Source organism: Spartobacteria bacterium UBA695, assembly GCA_002298145.1.
In the GTDB taxonomy this organism is placed as follows: domain Bacteria; phylum Verrucomicrobiota; class Verrucomicrobiia; order Chthoniobacterales; family Chthoniobacteraceae; genus UBA695.
This window is the reverse complement of the sequence record DBMP01000015.1, coordinates 18478-35149: the sequence shown is the minus strand read 5'-3', so window position 1 is coordinate 35149 and position 16672 is coordinate 18478. Positions and strand designations below refer to the sequence as shown.

Below are 16672 nucleotides of genomic sequence, written 5' to 3'. Positions count from 1 at the left end.
ATAATCTAGTTGGTCATCAACCGGCTCCATTTGGCAGCCTTGATGCTGACATCCGATGTAAAAACCCGATAATTGATTCTCTTGGCCCGCAGATTTTTCTGCAACGTATTCAAATCTTGTGCGTAGCCGGGATTCGCACTGTCGACCATATCCCCAACGCTTTGAAACAACGGATGACCGCCACCGTCCAAGAATAATGCGGATGGAGCCGCCGTATTTCCTTTCAAGAACCGGCTGAAAGAAGCGTCGTCCACGGCGACCATGGTGACTTGCATAATCGGGGGAAGTTGGTTTTTGCTGTCCACGGCGGCGGCGGCAGTGCCTGTCAGACCGGCCGCTGCACCGGTGGTGCCTGAGTTGTACAGATAGGCCGGGGCTAGTTTGGCTCCGGTCGGATCCTCCTGAGATGACAGTTTGGGAATCAGGATCAGGGCGATGATATTTTCCGCTAAAACACGGACGGGCCGGTCTGCAGAAAGCATCGAGTTGGTAAACCACTCATTGCCGTTGTAGTTATAGGCTTTTAGCCCGCTGCTGTCGGTGCCCGATGTATAGGAATATATTGAAAGCTGATCGGATGGCTCCATCAGTTCCATCATTCGGTAACGGTACCGTTCCGCCGGAGGATGCGGCAGGCTGCTGACGAAATCGGGCCACCACGGTTTGTCGCTTCCAAACTCAATGAAATAGCCCCATGTGTTCAGCAATGCATTCAGGTTTCCGTAGTCTGTCGTGGAATTCACACACCCCAGAGGAGCTTGGAAAAATACGGCATGCGAAGGAAGGCTAGGGGAATCGGTCAGCGTGGCTGCATTTCCACTAATAAAACGCAACTCCGACTGACGGATGTAGCCATCCGGAGGCGTCGTACTGGTGGCATTGGCCGGGTAGTGATAGTCCCAATAGGTGTTAAGTGTTGCCTGGCTCAGCTTACGCGTCATCGATTCGAACGCTTCCCGGGCATCCCGGAACTGCTCCACTTTGCCATTGGTATAAGCCCAAGTGCGCTGTGTCGCGGTAGTGATGGACACCAACATAAGTAATAACAAAGTGAGGATCACCATCGAAACGAGCATTTCGACAAGTGTAAAACCGCCGCCCCGCAAGAATTGGATGAAACGGCCCCTCATTGGTTGTTCGCGACGATCGCGGAATAAGTCACAACTGGAATCCCAGCCGTATTGGCGCGGGGCCACAAAAGCGTTGTCCCGTCGGGTTGCAGCATGGCGTTCCGCGGGTTGTTGGCAATTTGCACCATTACGGTTGCAAGGTTTTGATTGCCGGATCCGGATCCGGTCGTCTGGGTATTCGGCGCAACCACAACACGTGTCTGGTATATCGCGCCCGTGGTGTCGGTTCCAGTAAGTTCATTTCCCTGGTCATCAAAGTAACGTAGTTCCGGCGTTCTAGCGAAACGCCCCGTGGCCCCGCCGGTCAATGTCAGAAAATCGGTCTGCTGTGCATCGTTGATCAACCGCTGCGCAATCTGTGTGCTCACGGAGGCATCGATGGCCTTATGGAATGTGTTAAGTGCCGTCGGGATCAATCCAAACACGGGAACGATCGCAACGGCGACAATTCCAATCGCCAGAGTTACCTCAACGAGCGTAAACGCGAACCTCTTGGATTTTTTCAACGCTTTGTTATTCATACGAACCTATGGCCTGAAGGTCTGAGTGTGGCCGTTGCCTGCATCGATACGGATGCAAAAGAAATCCGCCGGAGGCGCTGCCAGAGCGTCACCGCTTTGCAAGTTGTGCAAGGTCAAGAACCAGGTTGCCGTGAAGGGAGAAAGATTGGTCGCTCCACTCGAAAGAAATCGGAACGCCCGGCAGTTATAACTCATTCCAATTCTAGGCAGATTCACTTGGGGGTCCAAAATAGGATTCCACGTTTTAGCCTGGGATCCCCCAAGGATCGTTGAAAGGCGGGATCCCGAATCAATGATGATCGCCGATGGAAGATATCGCAGTTTTCCCAATGCCACGGCGGATCCCGATTCCTGAATTTGAAACAACTGCACGGCCCTGAATTTTCCGGTATTCGGATCCGATGGCTGCTCCATGGAAGCACTCGAATCCGCATATTGATAGAAACGTACCTCGACGCTTCGGTTTGTAGCCAGCGCGGTCTGCCTGGCCAAGTTGAGCTGTTCGGCAACGACCATTGATCCATGGGATAGCTGGGAGCCGCGCAATGCACTCATGGTCGCGGGAGTTGCGAATCCAATGAGGGTTGCGACAATTGCCATCGCTAGCAGCAATTCGATCAGCGTGAACGCCTTCGCGCATCCGGGTGCGGTTGCGCGAGCCCTCCACAGGCAATCCAAAAAATTGTGGATTTGCCTTGCGGAGTGAAGGGACTCTCCTGGGGGGAAGGAGGCTTTCATACGTCTATTGGGAGGCTACTAGATAACCGTTTTTGCTGTTTATCAGTAGGAATCAGGTCCGTCAAACAAAGTCCCGTTGACAACTATTGCTTGATTTTGGAAAGCCCGACCCAACCGGCCCAGAGTTCATTCGTATTGGGATTGAAGCGAAGAACAAAGGGTTTCGTATATGCCAGGTTTCCGGTGATTTCATTCCAAGTGTTCCCGTCGTCGGTGGATTTATAGACCGCTCCGTTGGAGCTTTCGTTCCACGTTACGGTTGATATCCAGATCGTTTGCGAATTGCGGGGATCGACTTCAAGGGCACAAACGGCACGCTCGCCCGTAAAATTAGTCAGCTTGGTCCACGTGTTGCCATGATCCCGGCTACGCCATAAGTTTTTGCCCGGGCAGTAGACGGTTCCATCCTTGGTGACCAGCAAATTAAAAATCCATTGATCTTTGTTGAAAACATTGGTCCAGGAATTGCCACCGTCTTCGCTGCGGTAGAGACCGCCTTTTTCCGCGCAAGCGCCCCAGAAAATCCGGTTGGAATTGGTGGGATCAACCGCCAAACCGTTGAACATGCGGCGGCTGGCGGGCTGGCTTGGCAACAGTTGCCACTGGATGCCGCCATCTGTGGATTTAAAGATTCCGCCGCCCTCCTTGCCGTCAACCGGATCGCCGTCGATGCCCATATAAACCACGTTTGGTTGATTGGGATCGACAGCCAGAGCGCGGGGATGCCCTTGTCCCCACATCGTATTGCGGGTCAGCAAATAGTCGGGCAAACCAGCGGCAGTATCGCGGAAGGTCTTGCCTCCGTCTTGACTATAGACCACATGGCGCTGCTTTGCATACCAACTGGACATGGAGCTGAGAATTCGATCGGAGCCGCCAATGCGATCCACGGCAACACGCCAATAGTGACCGCTAAGATTGTTGTCGTGCTTTAGCGGCGAGAGCTGTTTCCAGCTTTGACCATCATTTTCACTTACCAGCAAACCCTCGTCCATTGCGGTAACGTAGACCTTACCGCCAAGGAAGCGAATGTCCGTAACGCACGTGATGTCCGCACCCCGGCTGCGCTCGCTCCACGTTACACCGCCGTCCCCGCTTAAGGCCGGACGCCAATCCTGACTGATGAAGATCTCCTTGGGATTGCATGGATCGATGGTCACATTGCTTCCCCGCGACATCATCTGCATGGGAGTGGCCGCCACGTTGTAATGAAGCGTGGGATTGGACACCAAATCCGCGCGGCTTCTGCCAGGATTTTTCCAGGTTGCGCCACCGTCGTTTGAAACAAACGTTCCTTGCGACCCAATGGCATAGACATCCTGCGTGTTAACAGGGCTGACGGCGACTTCGAGAATGGAAGCCCCCTGAGGAAGCCCTTCCGATGCGCGGACCCAGGTTTTGCCCATATCCGTGGATTTCCAGATGCCGTCGGTGAAAAACGAACCATACATGACGGAGGGATCGGTCTCGGCGAATACCGCGCTTGAGGCCCGCTTGGGGGTGTTGAGTTCCCGCCAGGTTTGCCCTGCGTCCTCGCTCAAGACTAGGCCCACGTCCTCAGTAGCCGCAACCACGCAAGACGTTTTCTTTGGAGCGACAGCCACAGCATAGATTCCGCCGGGCATGGCTCCGCCCAAATGGACATTGCCATTGCTGGTGACGTTCTTGTCATTCACAAAGTCCCTTGCTGTAACAAGCACCGGCTTTTCCACGGTTCCCTCACGGCCGTCCGGCGCGTGGGTCACCGCAAAAAAGAAGCTCTTGAATTTTGCGATGGACGCCTCTGCGGGAAGATTTCCAGAACACGCAACGTCAATCGATTTGATTTTGGCAAAATTGGGATGCTCCGGCATGCCCGCGGCTTTCTCCGGATTGCTGCGGGCGAAATCCGGGTCGACCGTAAAATCCTCTGCTTTCAAAACCACGTCCTGCCATTGATCATTTTTGAAGCAGTCGGATATATTCTTGCTGCGGTAAGGGCCCACATCGCTCATCCGGAGAATCATCGAGAATTGTTTTGGCGCTGTTTTATCTCCTTTAAATGTGAAGCCGATGCCGATTGTATCTTCGGATTTGACGCCACTGGGTAGCGTGAGCGGAAGCGAGATAACGCCAAAATATCCTGCCGTGACTTTGCCGAATTGAAGCGCAAGCACATCGGGCTCCGCACCGTCGTTTTTCTTCTCAAATGTGACCGCCCACGTCTGCCCGCCATCGATGGATTTGTAAACCCGACCGCCCGGGCTGGCGGCATAAACATTGTTGCCATTGTCCGGGGCGACCGCAACGGCGCGGACACTACGGTGACGCTCCGCCGTGATCCGTAAATCGTTACGGCCGGTCTTCGGAATAAGCTGCCACGTTTCTCCTGCGTCGGTACTTTTATGGAGTCCGCCCACCGTGACCGCAAACACTGTATCGGGATGCGACCGGTCGACCGCCAGCGAAAAGACGCCATAGTTGGTCAGCCCATTGTTGATTCTCCGCCAGTTCAGGCCGTGATCGGTCGTTTTATAGGCACCGCCAACGTCGCCGCCCATATAAATCACTCCATCCTTGGTGGGATGATAAACCGCGGAAAAAAAGTAACCGCCGCCGCCCCATCCGCAGGCTTCCCACTGTGGCTCGGCAGCACGCAATCCACCGTCCGGATTGAGACAAAGGGATGCAGCCAGGCATGCAATGCCAATGCGCATGGATTTAAAAGCGGCCTGGCTTTGTATAGATCTCTTCATATTCTGGGGGATATACATTATTTCTACTTCGCAATGATGGTTTTTTCAAAAACAGATCCCGGACAAATAGGGATCTCTGAATGGGGGATGAACTTGCCATTAGAGATAATCCACCCTTTTGTACCGAGAAACCAAAATGAGACGAAATCCAGCCGTTACTCGGCATTTTGTTTAAACAAACCAACCGTTCTCAAGAGGTATGGAAAAACGCCAAGAATTCAGCAAGCATAAGAATTCAATATTGCAGAGAAAAGCAAAGCCTCGCCGCTCGTCACAATGGTTTTCCTCAAAACCGGGGGATCGTTGTGGGTTCACGCCGGATTGTTAAAACATTCCAGACCGGAGTAAGATTCCCCATTTACCAGCGCCTTTCAGCACGCCAATACTGCGGATGCGCCCAACGCGTATTGACTAGTTCTCTCTTTACCAAAAAAAGACCCGCCCATGCTTTGTTCACCCATTTCCAATGAATACCATCCGGATGCCGGATATCCACAACTACCGGTTGAAAGCGCCTGGATTTACAATCCCCAGCCAGGATGGAGCTTTTCCCATCACGCCCATGTGACCTGGTTTCGCGGCAAATTCCACGCGATTTGGTCGAATGGCCGAGTCAACGAAGATGACTTGGGACAGCGAGTTCTGACAGCCAGCAGCGTAGATTTCCATCATTGGAGCACACCTCAACCGCTGATCGGCAGCCACGCTGCACCCGGCCCCGAAACAGTTCTAACCGCCGCTGGCTTTCACCAGCACGACGGCAAACTGGTGGCCTACATTGGCGCCTTCGAGTACTCCCCTGATGCGCTGCTCAATGGGGTGCGCCCCTTTAATTGCAAAGGGCACATGCATACCCGAATGCTGATTAGCACAACCATCGACGGCAACATCTGGAGCGATTTTATAAATACGCAAATTCCGATTGTTCCCAACCACGGCCCCCAAGCGATCGCATCCGGCCGCCTGATTATTTCTGGCAATATCATGTTTCCCTATTCCGATGATGCCTCTGGCCTGACCGGCTGGACCCAGAGCGGTATTTATCCCTCAGGCATGACCATTGCCGATGATTCCGAAGGACTCGAGCTGGTAAAAAAGGCGGCCCAGTGGCCGGTGCCGATGCTGTGCGAAGGGTCTTTCTTCCAAACCGATGACTCCGTTCTCCACATGATGTTGCGGACCAATAGCGAGATGCTGTGGCTTACGGAAAGCCGGGATGACGGCGCTTCGTGGTCTAAACCAACGCCTACGGAGTTCAGCGATAACAGCACCAAATTTCATTTTGGCCGGCTTCCCGACGGGCGTTTTTACTATATCGGATGCCCCGATCCACAACCGCAGTGGAGACGGAGTCCGCTTGTCCTCTCCCTGTCCACGGATGGGATCCGCTTCAACAGGCATTATATTTTTGGAAACGCGCCTTATGAACGAAGGTATGAAGGCATGCATAAAGTCGGGAGCTATGGCTATCCGCATTCCATGGTGCATGACGGATATCTGTACGTGATTTTCTCCCGGCAAAAGGAAGCCATTGAAATTTCGCGCGTGGCTCTTCGGGATATTCCGGGATAGATTATAAAAAAATGCCGCAGCCTCAATGACTGCGGCATTTTTTACGGTACACCTTAATAGCTCCTAGCAAATCATACGGCGGCGAATATTCCGGGCGAAAACCAATGCTCCGACGCCACCGGCAATCAAAGACCAGGTGCTCGGTTCGGGAACTACGCTAAACTCCAGCACCGTGCCATTAGAGACATTGGAGCCGTCAAAGAAAGTTGCTGAGACGACCGTGGTACCGGTGGTAATGGACCAGGTGGCGGCTTGTTCGCTATTGAACTCGGCAAGAGTGTAGTAATTGGAGCCATTGTACGAATGACTTCCATTCCCATCCCCTAATATAAAGTAATTATACGTCGCACCCAGAATATCTGAAATGGATCCCGTGTCCGCGAAAATTCCCCCTTGGAAGGTTTCAGTCATCGTGAGGCTCGTCACTCCGAGATAGATATCCACTATATTGGCCGCCGTCGCCACCGTTCCATTAAACGGATTCGCAGATGTCAGGCGAAGTACATCATTAGTGCTATCACCGCTTCCGGCATTGTAGGTGGGCGTGGCGTTTTTGAGTTCAAACTTAAACCCAATCCCCCCGGAAAGATCAACGGAAGTGGCCGTCAAAACCCCCGGGCTACCTCCCGGAGCGACGATGCCGCTGCCGCTAATCGCGCCAGTGGTGAGGCTTCCCGCCACGGTGCCGCTTACCAAGGTCACTGCGCCAGTGGAACCGGTACCCTTCAGGGTAGCGCTGGAATTAACGGTCACATGACTGGACGTTGTGCCAGTAACATTGAGTGTTCCAGATGAGGCAACCACCACGTTGTTGCTTGTCAGGGAACCCGCCAGAGTGCCCAAGCCATTGAAGGTCGTTGTCCCCTGGACGTTCAGGTTCTGGCCGTTGATTGTGCCCCGGGTTTCCACATTCACATCGCCAGTGACGGAACCAGAACCGCTCAACACCTTGTCGCTCCGGAGCGTAAATCCACTGGTGATGGAACCGTTGTTTGCAATATTCCCATTAAAGGCAGCCGCCATTGCCGTCGCTCCTTTTTGAACGGTTACATCATTGCTGAAGGTGAGGCCGCCAACCACCGCTCCGCTGATATCGGCGCTTCCTCCAATCGTCCCCGAGCCGCCGAGGGTTGCCCCCGAGTCCACCTGGACGGGAGAACTGACAAGCGCCCCATTGATATCCAACTCGCCGCCCGAAATCCGGGTGGAACCGGTGTAGGTGTTGTCTCCGGTAAAGATCTGAATGCCTGTGCCTGTTTTGACAATACTGCCGTCCCCGCTTAAAGCGCCTGAATAGGTGCCTGTGCCATTAGTGCCGGTGGCTATGGTAAGCGCAACGGCGTTGGGCGTTGCGGCATTGTCGTTCAATACCACGTTGCCGCTGCCCCATAGCTGCCCGACTTGGAAGGCGTGGCTCGCTACCGAAGAGTCGAACACGAGCGTACCGCCATTCATCAGCAACGGGCTGTTTTGAAGTGCCGCTCCCTGCATCAAGAGCAACTGGCCGTTGGACAGCGTGGTCGTTCCCGAGAAAGTATTGACCGCGCTCAAAGCCATGACACCCGCGCCGGTTTTGGTAATAAATCCGGCGGTTTTGGTGCCTGACTGAAGGAGGTCGATTGCGGCGTCACCATCGGCAACATTGTAGATGGTATTACCGGCGGCTATATTGGCAGAAATGACCGCTGTGGACGAACTGGCGAGCGTTACTACGTTTTTGAATCCGCTGGCTATCGGCGATCCCGGTAAACGCTGGGCCAGCGTCCCCCCCTGCATCGTCACTGTTCCGGAGATATACAGATAGCTTTGGTTCACGGTGCCACCGTAAATCGTCAAATTACGAATACCTTTGATGTTATTGACCAAGTCCACGGAACCGTTGCTGTAAACGGTTACATTCGAACTGCCCGTTAAGGAAAGATTCCAGTCTTGCTGCGAGGTGACGACCGCGGCAGGACCGCCGCCGGAGGATCCAACAATTAAGTCTCCCCCCATCGCGGAAGCGCCAGATACGTACGGGATGTAAAGTGTTCCCGAAAGCACGGTGGTATCGCCGGTGTAGCTATTGGAGGCGCCCAAGACCAATCTTCCACCTCCGCTATAGGTCAATCCGGACTTACCGGTGGCATTATCCTGGATGCTGCTTGAAATTGAAATGTCTTTGGTATTGGACAGGATGACCAACTCTCGGCTGGCACCGATGATAAGTTTTCCGGCGCCGCTAATGGTGAGCGCTCCGGTTCCCGCGTTCATTAAGCTGTTGAGGGTAATGGAATTGCCTCCATTGGCCAATGTCGCTGCCCCGCCGGTATAGCGTAGCGTGTTGGCCGTTATATTTGTGGTCTGGGTTGCGCCCGTGGCAAAGCTGTAATTGGTCGATGCGCTGGTAACGTTGGACAAGTCTGCTGCGGTTGCCGCCGTTGCCCCTGTATACGCCGTTATCGCGCCACTCGATACGGTGGCATAACTCAGCGAAGTGCCGTTGCCCACGGAGGCCCACGTGCCAAGAATTCCAGTCGCATCATTAACGCTGCTCGTCGTGATGCTCCCCGTGGTCGGCAAAGTGAAATTCACAACGCCGCCCCCGCCGCCGGAACCAATGCTTAATGAACCGCTGGAAGCTGTTCTCGTCAGTCCGCCCAAAGCGATGGTGACTCCATTTGCACCGACGCTGGTGCCAACCACTGAGGATGCCCCCGCATTAATATTGGTTTGCGCAAAGGTCTGCGAGGTCGCAACTCCGTTTTGTTGCTTCACTTGCAACGTGCCGCCGCCAAGGGATAACGTGCCGCTCGAAGCGATGATATTGCTGGGCGTTGCCATATTGGCAAAGTCCAACAAAAGTGTGCCCTGATTGACATTTGTAACGCCAGAGTAAGTATGCCCTGTCGCCCCATTGAAAATCAGCGTACCGGTACCGGTTTTGGTAAGCGATCCGGCTCCGCTGATGCTGCCTTTAACTTGAAGCACTCCCGTCGCGCCCGTTTGGATATTCCAGGTGGTGTTCCCAGACTCCACCACATTGCTCACGATGACTTGTGTCCCCGTGACGGCGCTTCCCATGGTTACATTTTTAAGCGTTAAGGTATCTCCAGCCGACACATCGGTTGCCGTTCCTATAGTGTAGCGGCTATTGGCGGCAGAAAACAAAAGCGTGTCAATGCTCTGTGCACTATTTAACGAGAGGGTTTGCGTCCCGCTGCTGCCGAAGAATGCAATATCGCCACTGCCGGGCACCGAGCCGAGCGACCAGTTAGTGGCCGTATCCCAAGCCACGGTTGAGCCTGTTCCCTGCCATGTCGCAGTGGCGGCAGACAGATCATGAGTCAAGAGCAGAGCGGATGCCCCGCTAACAATCAGCGCCAAAGCCGAGTGCAGGGGGGAAATAGAAAAAGCGGGGTAATTTTTCATGAGGCTACATTTGCTACGCTTCCCCATGAAGTGCAATCCACCCGGCATCCTCGTCCGCCCAATTTAATTCATTTGTTTTAACAATTCAGCCCCTGTCATCCTTCGGCAAGTGGGCATTACCTATAATTCAAAAAACGGCCATGAAATAACCGATTCAAAGCAATCCTCCAGCCACCAGTTATGTCGGCTTTAATATGGTAAGACCCAATACGCCGAGCGTCGTCGACATGGATGGGGAGACCTCGATTTCCAAAAAGTCGATGACTTTAGTGGGCGTCGGGTTAATCCACTCGAGCGTGTATAGGAACGCGTACCATTGCGGCCCAGTACCATCGGAGACACCTCCTTCTGAAATTGGAGCCATCATGGCATGTTCGAAATGCATATGAGGGAGATCCGTCCACCAATCCTGGATGTTAACCCTTGAAAATTCCGCAGCATGGGCGCCCGGATCAAAATCGGCAGGAGGCAACCCAAGAGGCACCAGCGGGATCTCTCCGATCTTTTTCGCTCCGGAAAAAAGCCGGTAATGGGCGAAGCATTGCATAAATCTGGTAAACCCGCATCCATGGAGAAAATAGACTGCTTTGGCTTTCTTATGGATCGGAATGCGCAGCCGTACCGGAAGGTCCTTCGATTTTCCTTTCGTGTTAACAATGGAGTTGAAAACAATGACGCCGCAGTCCGATCGGTGCGGCCCCCCAAGCACGTTGAATGGAACCCCGTGAATGGTGTATTGCCCCGGATCGAGATGCTTTAAGGGGCGGTCCCCAAGCCATCCCCGTTGATAGTTAAGAGGGCGGTTAACGAACTCTTGGAGGTTCACCTGTTCAAAGCGCGAACTATCTAGAAATTTGACTAGTGAATAGGGTCGCTTGATGTCCGATTGATAGGCTTTTTCGATTTCCGCACGTTGCCGCCCGATTTCAGAGAAATTCAGCGGATGCTCCGAGCGCATTGGCTGGGTATAATGATCTCCGATCGCCCTCGGGTTTGGAATTGTGGACCCGCGCTGGATCAGGCTCGGTTGTATCCGAATATGACTTTTGGAATAGATTCCCATCTCTCGCTGTCGCCGGGCAAGCCGCTGTGCGACGCGAAACCCCATTTCGTGAATCATCCCAATGTCAAAGGATGCCGCGCTAACCGGTGGGGTTAACGTCGAAAGAACACTTGAGTCAGATAAGCTGATGATGGAGAGATCCTTGGGGACATTGATTTTGCGTTTGGCGAGAAACTCCATCAGGCAGGGCACGGTTGAGTTCGGCTCGTTATAGGCAATCAAAGCCGTCACGTTGCGCCACTCTTTGGCACAACGGTCTGCCAAGTCCGCGATTTCCTCACGCAGGTAAAGGTATTTGCTAGGAATGTGGACTCTTTCGATAGAGGACTGCATGCCATGATGGGTGCAGGCGGATTTCCATGTTTGAAAAATCTCGGCCGAGGTCGGCGAGACCGCATTTAGCCCCATGAAGGCTATTTCCTGATGGCCAAGCTCCACCAAATGGTTGATACAAAGCTCGAGAGCCCGGGGGAGGTCCCCAAATACCGAGGAGATTTCGCGCAGATAATTATCCGAACAGACAATCGGCACCCCTTCTTTCATGAGCGATTCTGCGACTTTGCCCAAAGTGGAAAATCCGAAAAGCGGGGGGTCGAGGACGATGGAGTCCACTTTATCCGCTTCAAGTTGCAACATAAAGGAGACCGCCTCCTCAAGGTTGCTATAGCAATGGATCCGCAAATCGATGCCTAATTCCCTCGCTACTTTTCGAAAACTTCTTAAATGAACGGAACGGCGGTATACGACGAGTTCGCAGGAAAAGGAGGCCGTCGATGCACGCGGCGCATTGCGGTATAGTTTATATCCATCGCGGGAGACCACTCCCTCAGTAATCAAGCGGGCCATGGCGCGGTTTAATGCATAGTGCCGCACGTCCAGCAGCTTGGCCAGCTCCCGTTCCGAAGGCAGGCGCCCACCATTGCGGATATCGCTTGCATCGAGCCACTTCCGAAGCAGGGTATCGGCTTCACTAACGAGGGTTACCAGGGGCATGCAGATTTGTTTAAACACCCCGCCACCTATTTGCAATGGGAAACTTTATTCCAATAGTTACTTGTAGGTTTGCCTATAGCGCATTGGAGAAACACCACGGATTTTCCGGAAAATGCGGCTCAAAGTATGGACGCTTTCAAAACCGATGGCTTCCGCGATCTCGGAGCAGCTCGATGTGGAATTAAGAAGCAACCCCTCGGCTTTTTGTACTCGGTAGGCTGTAACGTAGTGCATTGTGGAAATCCCAAAGCATTGCTTAAAAACCCGGCAAAGGTACTGTGGCGAGAGCCCGGCGGCACGGCTGATCACGGCGAGTTGCAAGCCTTTCGTTGCGTAATGTTCCTGGACAAAACATACAGCGCGCTCCAACGCACCCCAGTTTGGCATGGCTCGCGGCTGTGGTTCTTTGGCTTGAACTGCACCACTTGCGTAAATTCCGAGGAGAGAAGCCGTGATTCCGCCAAAATAGACATCAGGCCTGGGCTTCTTCCCCCAGAGCAAGCCGAAGAGAAGGCGTATATTTTCGCGTTCTTCGGTTTTGGTGGAAACCACGTAAGGAGCGGCCCTCATGGGGAGCGGGCCGTCCAGCAAATCGAAATGAATGACCCATTGAATTCGCCTGCGCCCCCGGATCGGACGCACCACATGCAATAGCCGCGGCGGAATGAGGACAATATCCCCGGGCCCGATTTCGTAACGGTGAGCTTCCAGTTCGAAGGACCATTGCCCGGCCTCGATATAGTGGAAGAGCCATTCTGGGTCAATAAATGAACCGGATACCGTCGGGCCTTGGTTCACCGCGACTCGAACGACTTTTGGAATGCGGCGGAGCGAAACAATGCCATTGATCATCGACCCCTTCCTTTAGGTTAAACAAGGGCCGATGTCAGGTTAAAAACAACGCGCCAAGCTCCCTTTTTTGAATCCGGCCGAACAGGAAAAGATAATTTTGGACAAATCTTGCTAAGCGCATCCAACGACATGGAGGCATGGATCAGCTAACGTCTAAAAATCACCATTCCCCCGCATTATCATGAAATATCGCAAAGTTGTCTTCACAGCTCCTTATCAGGTGGAGGTTCAATCCATACCATTCGTCGAAAAGGATTTGGAACCACACCAAGTATTAGTTCAAAACCTTTACTCAGCCATCAGCCCGGGAACCGAGCTGGCCTGTCTATCGGGACGGGAAAGCTGGTTTACGCTTCCGAATACGCCCGGCTATGTGGGCGTTGGCAAAATAATTAAAGCCGGTTCAGCCATCACCAAGGTTGCTCCGGGAGACAAGGTTTTTACCTACGGTCCCCATGCCGAATACTACAGCATCGACACTACGGATCGCTACAGCGGGATGTGCCTCAAGGTTCCCTCGGCACTGCCCTTGAATCTTGTGCCGTTTACGCGTTTAGCGACCATTCCCTTCACCTCCATCAGGGTGTCCAACATCGAACTTGGAGACTGGGTAGTGGTGGTGGGTCTTGGGATTATCGGTAACTTCGCCGCCCAGCTTGCGCAGTTGCAAGGAGCCAATGTGATTGGTGTCGATGTCAATGCCAAGCGTTGCGCCCAGGCGGAAGCTTGCGGAATCGGTCATACCGTCAATTCTAGCGCTCCCGGTTGGAAGGAAGAGATAAGGAAACTAGCCGGCCATCAAGGAGTTTCAACCCTGATCGATGCTACAGGCCTCTCCGCAGTAATTGTGGATGCCGTTGAACTAGTCGCGCCCTATGGCGAAGCAATCCTTTTGGGGAGCCCGCGCGCGGAGTATGTCACCAATGCCACGCAGATTTTTAACCGCATCCATCTGCCGGGATTTACGAACTTCAAAGGCGCACTTGAATGGCGCTATCCGACCTTCAAGGATGAGTTTGTAAAGCACTCCATTGAACGGAATTCTGAAATCGTGATGAACCTGATCCTCGAAGGTAAACTGAACATCAGCCCTCTTTTCACACATGAAATCGCGCCTGAAAAAGCGCCTGAAGCTTACGATGGGCTGAAGCACAAGCCGGATGAATTCATCGGCGTCGTTCTTAACTGGAACGCCTAATTTTTACAAAACATGAAACCTATCAAAGTCGGAATGATCGGCACTGGCTTCATTGCGGACTGGCACCATGACGCGTTTGCGTCCCTGCCCGATGCCGAGTTTGCAGCCCTCTGCCATGAACCCCACGGAAATGCTCAGCAAACGGCGGCCGGCCGGGCCAACCTTCACAAGAAATGCGAAGAATGGGGCATCACTGCCTATGAGAGCTACGATGCCATGCTTGCGGATCAAAGCCTCGACGCCCTGATCATCGGCAGCATCAATCCTTGCCACTTCAGTCAGATTATTGCCGGTTTGAAAGCTGGAAAGCATCTGCTGGTTGAGAAACCGGTCGTAACAAGCCTCGAAGATCTCGACCAAATCGCTGAGGCCGGTAAAGCCTGCGGGAAAATCGTATTCCCCGCCCACAATTTTGTTTATCGCAACGCCGTTCAAAAAGCCAAGTCGATCATCGAAAGCGGTGCCCTTGGAAAAATTATCTATTCCACCTTCGTATCGAGCCACAATATTAGCGAGGCGCACGCTCACGGATGGCGGTCCAGGAAAGCTCTCTCCAACGGCGGCGCATTAATGGACAGCGGGCATCACTTGGTTTATCAGCTCCTTTATCTATTGGGAACGCCCGTGGCGCTGCACGCCTTTTGTTCAAAAATGGCGCTCCAGAATATGGAATGCGAAGACACCGCCCACGTACTTGTTAAATTCAAGGATGGCTCAACTGCGAGCATCATGCAATCGTGGGCTTCGGGAATTGACCATGGCATTAGCGGCATCCGGATCCTGGGAGACAAAGGCTGTCTTGTCATTTCCGATGCCTTGTACCTCAACGGCCAAAAGATTGATGAGGATGTTCAATACGGCAACTCCTTTGCACGCCAAGCCCGTGCTTTTGTCGACGCCATCCGGAACGGTTCGGCGCCCGCATCCACGCTTGAGGACTCTAGGAATACCCTAAAGCTGATTTACTCAGCCTACGCAAGCGATTGCGTGTAGGTATCAGACAGTTAACGCTCGATTGGCTCGCATTGGATCCCCGGAGCTTGCTCCGGGGTTTCTTTATTCCGGGGCCACATAGTTTTTAGGACCACCCAAGGCAACGAATTTCCGGTCCATAATTAGGCATAACACCACCGCAAGCGCCGTAATCAACGCGGCCGCAAAAAAGGTATAGTGATACAGATGTCCGCTAAGATCGAGGATGTATCCCATAAACGGTGTGACGGTCATCGTGGTAATGGTCATGATAATTCCGCAGGCCGAACCGAGTTCGGTGAATCGCTCTCGCGACAGAAGCCTCTGCCCCAAGGAGGCCGACGCGGTAAAGTAGATCCCCGAAATGACTCCATGGGCAATAATGGCGACTTTGAAAGTTTCGATGTCTCTTGCGTAAAATCCCGCCCAAAGCACACACGCTCCATATAAGCCAAGGGTGATGGTGCATACCCTCAACGGATGGAAACGGTCTACGAAAGCCCCGATGGGATAGGCAAGGATCATTGAAATAGTGTAGGTAATCGCCAGGCACTTTCCAAATAACGCCATACTCATACCGATACTCTTGGCGTAGTATATGCTATAGGTATTCACCGGGCCGCAGGAGAGAGAGGACGCCGTAACCATGGCGAAATACCAGAGGTAATAGCGATTGCCAAAGCAACTTTTGAAATAGCTCTTAGCCGCTCTGACAAAGCTTCCATTGGGAGCGGGAAGATTTACCGGTTCAGTTACCGGGGGATATTGACCTTCCTTCACTTTAACGCACATGAGGGTAAACCCAATGCCGTAGAAAGCGGCGATGCCTAGCAATATGATGACGAAATGGGTTTCCGATTTTGCAAGCAACCAGTAATTGAAGATAATCCCAGAGCAAAGGCTTAAAATCCGGAATAGTCCATAAAACCTTCCCATCACGGATTGGGGAACCACGTCGTTAACCAGCCCGCCAAAAATACAATTAGTGATAATGCAGGCAAATTCAAACATCGTCCACGAGAGGCCCATGATGACAATCACCGTGAAATTCAGCCCCGGCGAGTGACCTCCGAGATTATGGTGAATCCAAGTGCCTGCGCCCGGGCTGAATGCCAGCCCAATCAGCGAAATGACGACCATCGGTGTGGAAACCATCAAAAAAGGAATTCGCCGTCCCCAGCGCCCGCGGTGGCGGTCAGACCGATAGCTGATTATCGGACTAATCAACAATCCCAAAATGCACGGAACGGAGGAAGTTAGTATCCCAGTCAGTGTGTCCGAGACCTCGAACTTTTTGAACAAGAGAAGTGTGACGGACCAAATGGAGCGCTCCCTCATCGACCATGCAAAGTCTCCCCATAGTAGCCATGCAAAAAGGACGACTAATCCAGTAGTGGTATAGGTGAGCGTCCCTGCAGTCCATTTCTTTTGTGCGGGTCCTTCTGCACGCACCAAATCGGTTGTTGATTTTAATTCGCTGTTCATTG

The 16672-nt window shown here is 53.0% G+C and carries 11 protein-coding genes; 3 read left to right on the top strand and 8 right to left on the bottom strand.

The window, feature by feature from the left end; translation table 11 throughout:
- Positions 1-5: 5 nt before the first annotated feature.
- The 4 genes from vccC to B2828_RS09210 form a co-directional block, all read right to left on the bottom strand.
- The gene (gene vccC, locus B2828_RS09225) at positions 6-1130 is read right to left on the bottom strand and encodes a Verru_Chthon cassette protein C (RefSeq protein WP_479633691.1); all 1125 of its coding nucleotides are present in this window, start codon (positions 1128-1130) and stop codon (positions 6-8) included.
- Positions 1127-1651 carry a Verru_Chthon cassette protein B gene (gene vccB, locus B2828_RS09220; protein ID WP_479633434.1) on the bottom strand — a complete coding sequence of 175 codons (525 nt, stop codon included), beginning with the start codon at positions 1649-1651 and terminating at the stop codon, positions 1127-1129. Before vccB ends, vccC begins: the two co-directional genes overlap by 4 nt.
- 6 nt (positions 1652-1657) lie before the next feature.
- On the bottom strand, positions 1658-2389 hold the full coding sequence (gene vccD / locus B2828_RS09215; RefSeq protein ID WP_479633433.1) for a Verru_Chthon cassette protein D: 732 nt from the start codon (positions 2387-2389) through the stop codon (positions 1658-1660).
- Between the two features lie 83 nt (positions 2390-2472).
- Complete coding sequence (locus B2828_RS09210) at positions 2473-5142, bottom strand: WD40/YVTN/BNR-like repeat-containing protein (protein WP_479633432.1); 2670 nt, start codon at positions 5140-5142, stop codon at positions 2473-2475.
- A gap of 426 nt (positions 5143-5568) precedes the next feature.
- Between B2828_RS09210 and B2828_RS09205 the strand changes: the two genes are divergently transcribed.
- Positions 5569-6696: an exo-alpha-sialidase gene (locus tag B2828_RS09205; RefSeq protein WP_479633431.1), complete on the top strand. Its 1128-nt coding sequence runs from the start codon at positions 5569-5571 to the stop codon at positions 6694-6696.
- 63 nt (positions 6697-6759) lie between these two features.
- Here the strand turns inward: B2828_RS09205 and B2828_RS09200 are convergent, their stop codons facing one another.
- The 3 genes from B2828_RS09200 to B2828_RS09190 all read right to left on the bottom strand — a co-directional run bounded on the left by B2828_RS09200 (position 6760) and on the right by B2828_RS09190 (position 13015).
- Positions 6760-10026, bottom strand: coding sequence for a beta strand repeat-containing protein (locus B2828_RS09200; protein ID WP_479633430.1), 3267 nt, complete (start codon positions 10024-10026; stop codon positions 6760-6762).
- A 259-nt stretch (positions 10027-10285) separates the two neighbouring features.
- Complete coding sequence (locus B2828_RS09195) at positions 10286-12163, bottom strand: substrate-binding domain-containing protein (RefSeq protein ID WP_479633429.1); 1878 nt, start codon at positions 12161-12163, stop codon at positions 10286-10288.
- Between the two features lie 57 nt (positions 12164-12220).
- Positions 12221-13015, bottom strand: a complete 795-nt coding sequence (locus B2828_RS09190) for a helix-turn-helix domain-containing protein (protein ID WP_479633428.1) — start codon at positions 13013-13015, stop codon at positions 12221-12223.
- Positions 13016-13196: 181 nt separating this feature from the next.
- Between B2828_RS09190 and B2828_RS09185 the strand changes: the two genes are divergently transcribed.
- Complete coding sequence (locus B2828_RS09185) at positions 13197-14213, top strand: zinc-dependent alcohol dehydrogenase (RefSeq protein WP_479633427.1); 1017 nt, start codon at positions 13197-13199, stop codon at positions 14211-14213.
- Positions 14214-14225: 12 nt separating this feature from the next.
- On the top strand, positions 14226-15206 hold the full coding sequence (locus tag B2828_RS09180) for a Gfo/Idh/MocA family protein (RefSeq protein ID WP_479633426.1): 981 nt from the start codon (positions 14226-14228) through the stop codon (positions 15204-15206).
- Between the two features lie 63 nt (positions 15207-15269).
- On the opposite strand, the gene B2828_RS09175 is transcribed toward B2828_RS09180, so the two are convergent.
- Positions 15270-16670 carry an MFS transporter gene (locus B2828_RS09175; protein ID WP_479633425.1) on the bottom strand — a complete coding sequence of 467 codons (1401 nt, stop codon included), beginning with the start codon at positions 16668-16670 and terminating at the stop codon, positions 15270-15272.
- Positions 16671-16672: the final 2 nt, after the last annotated feature.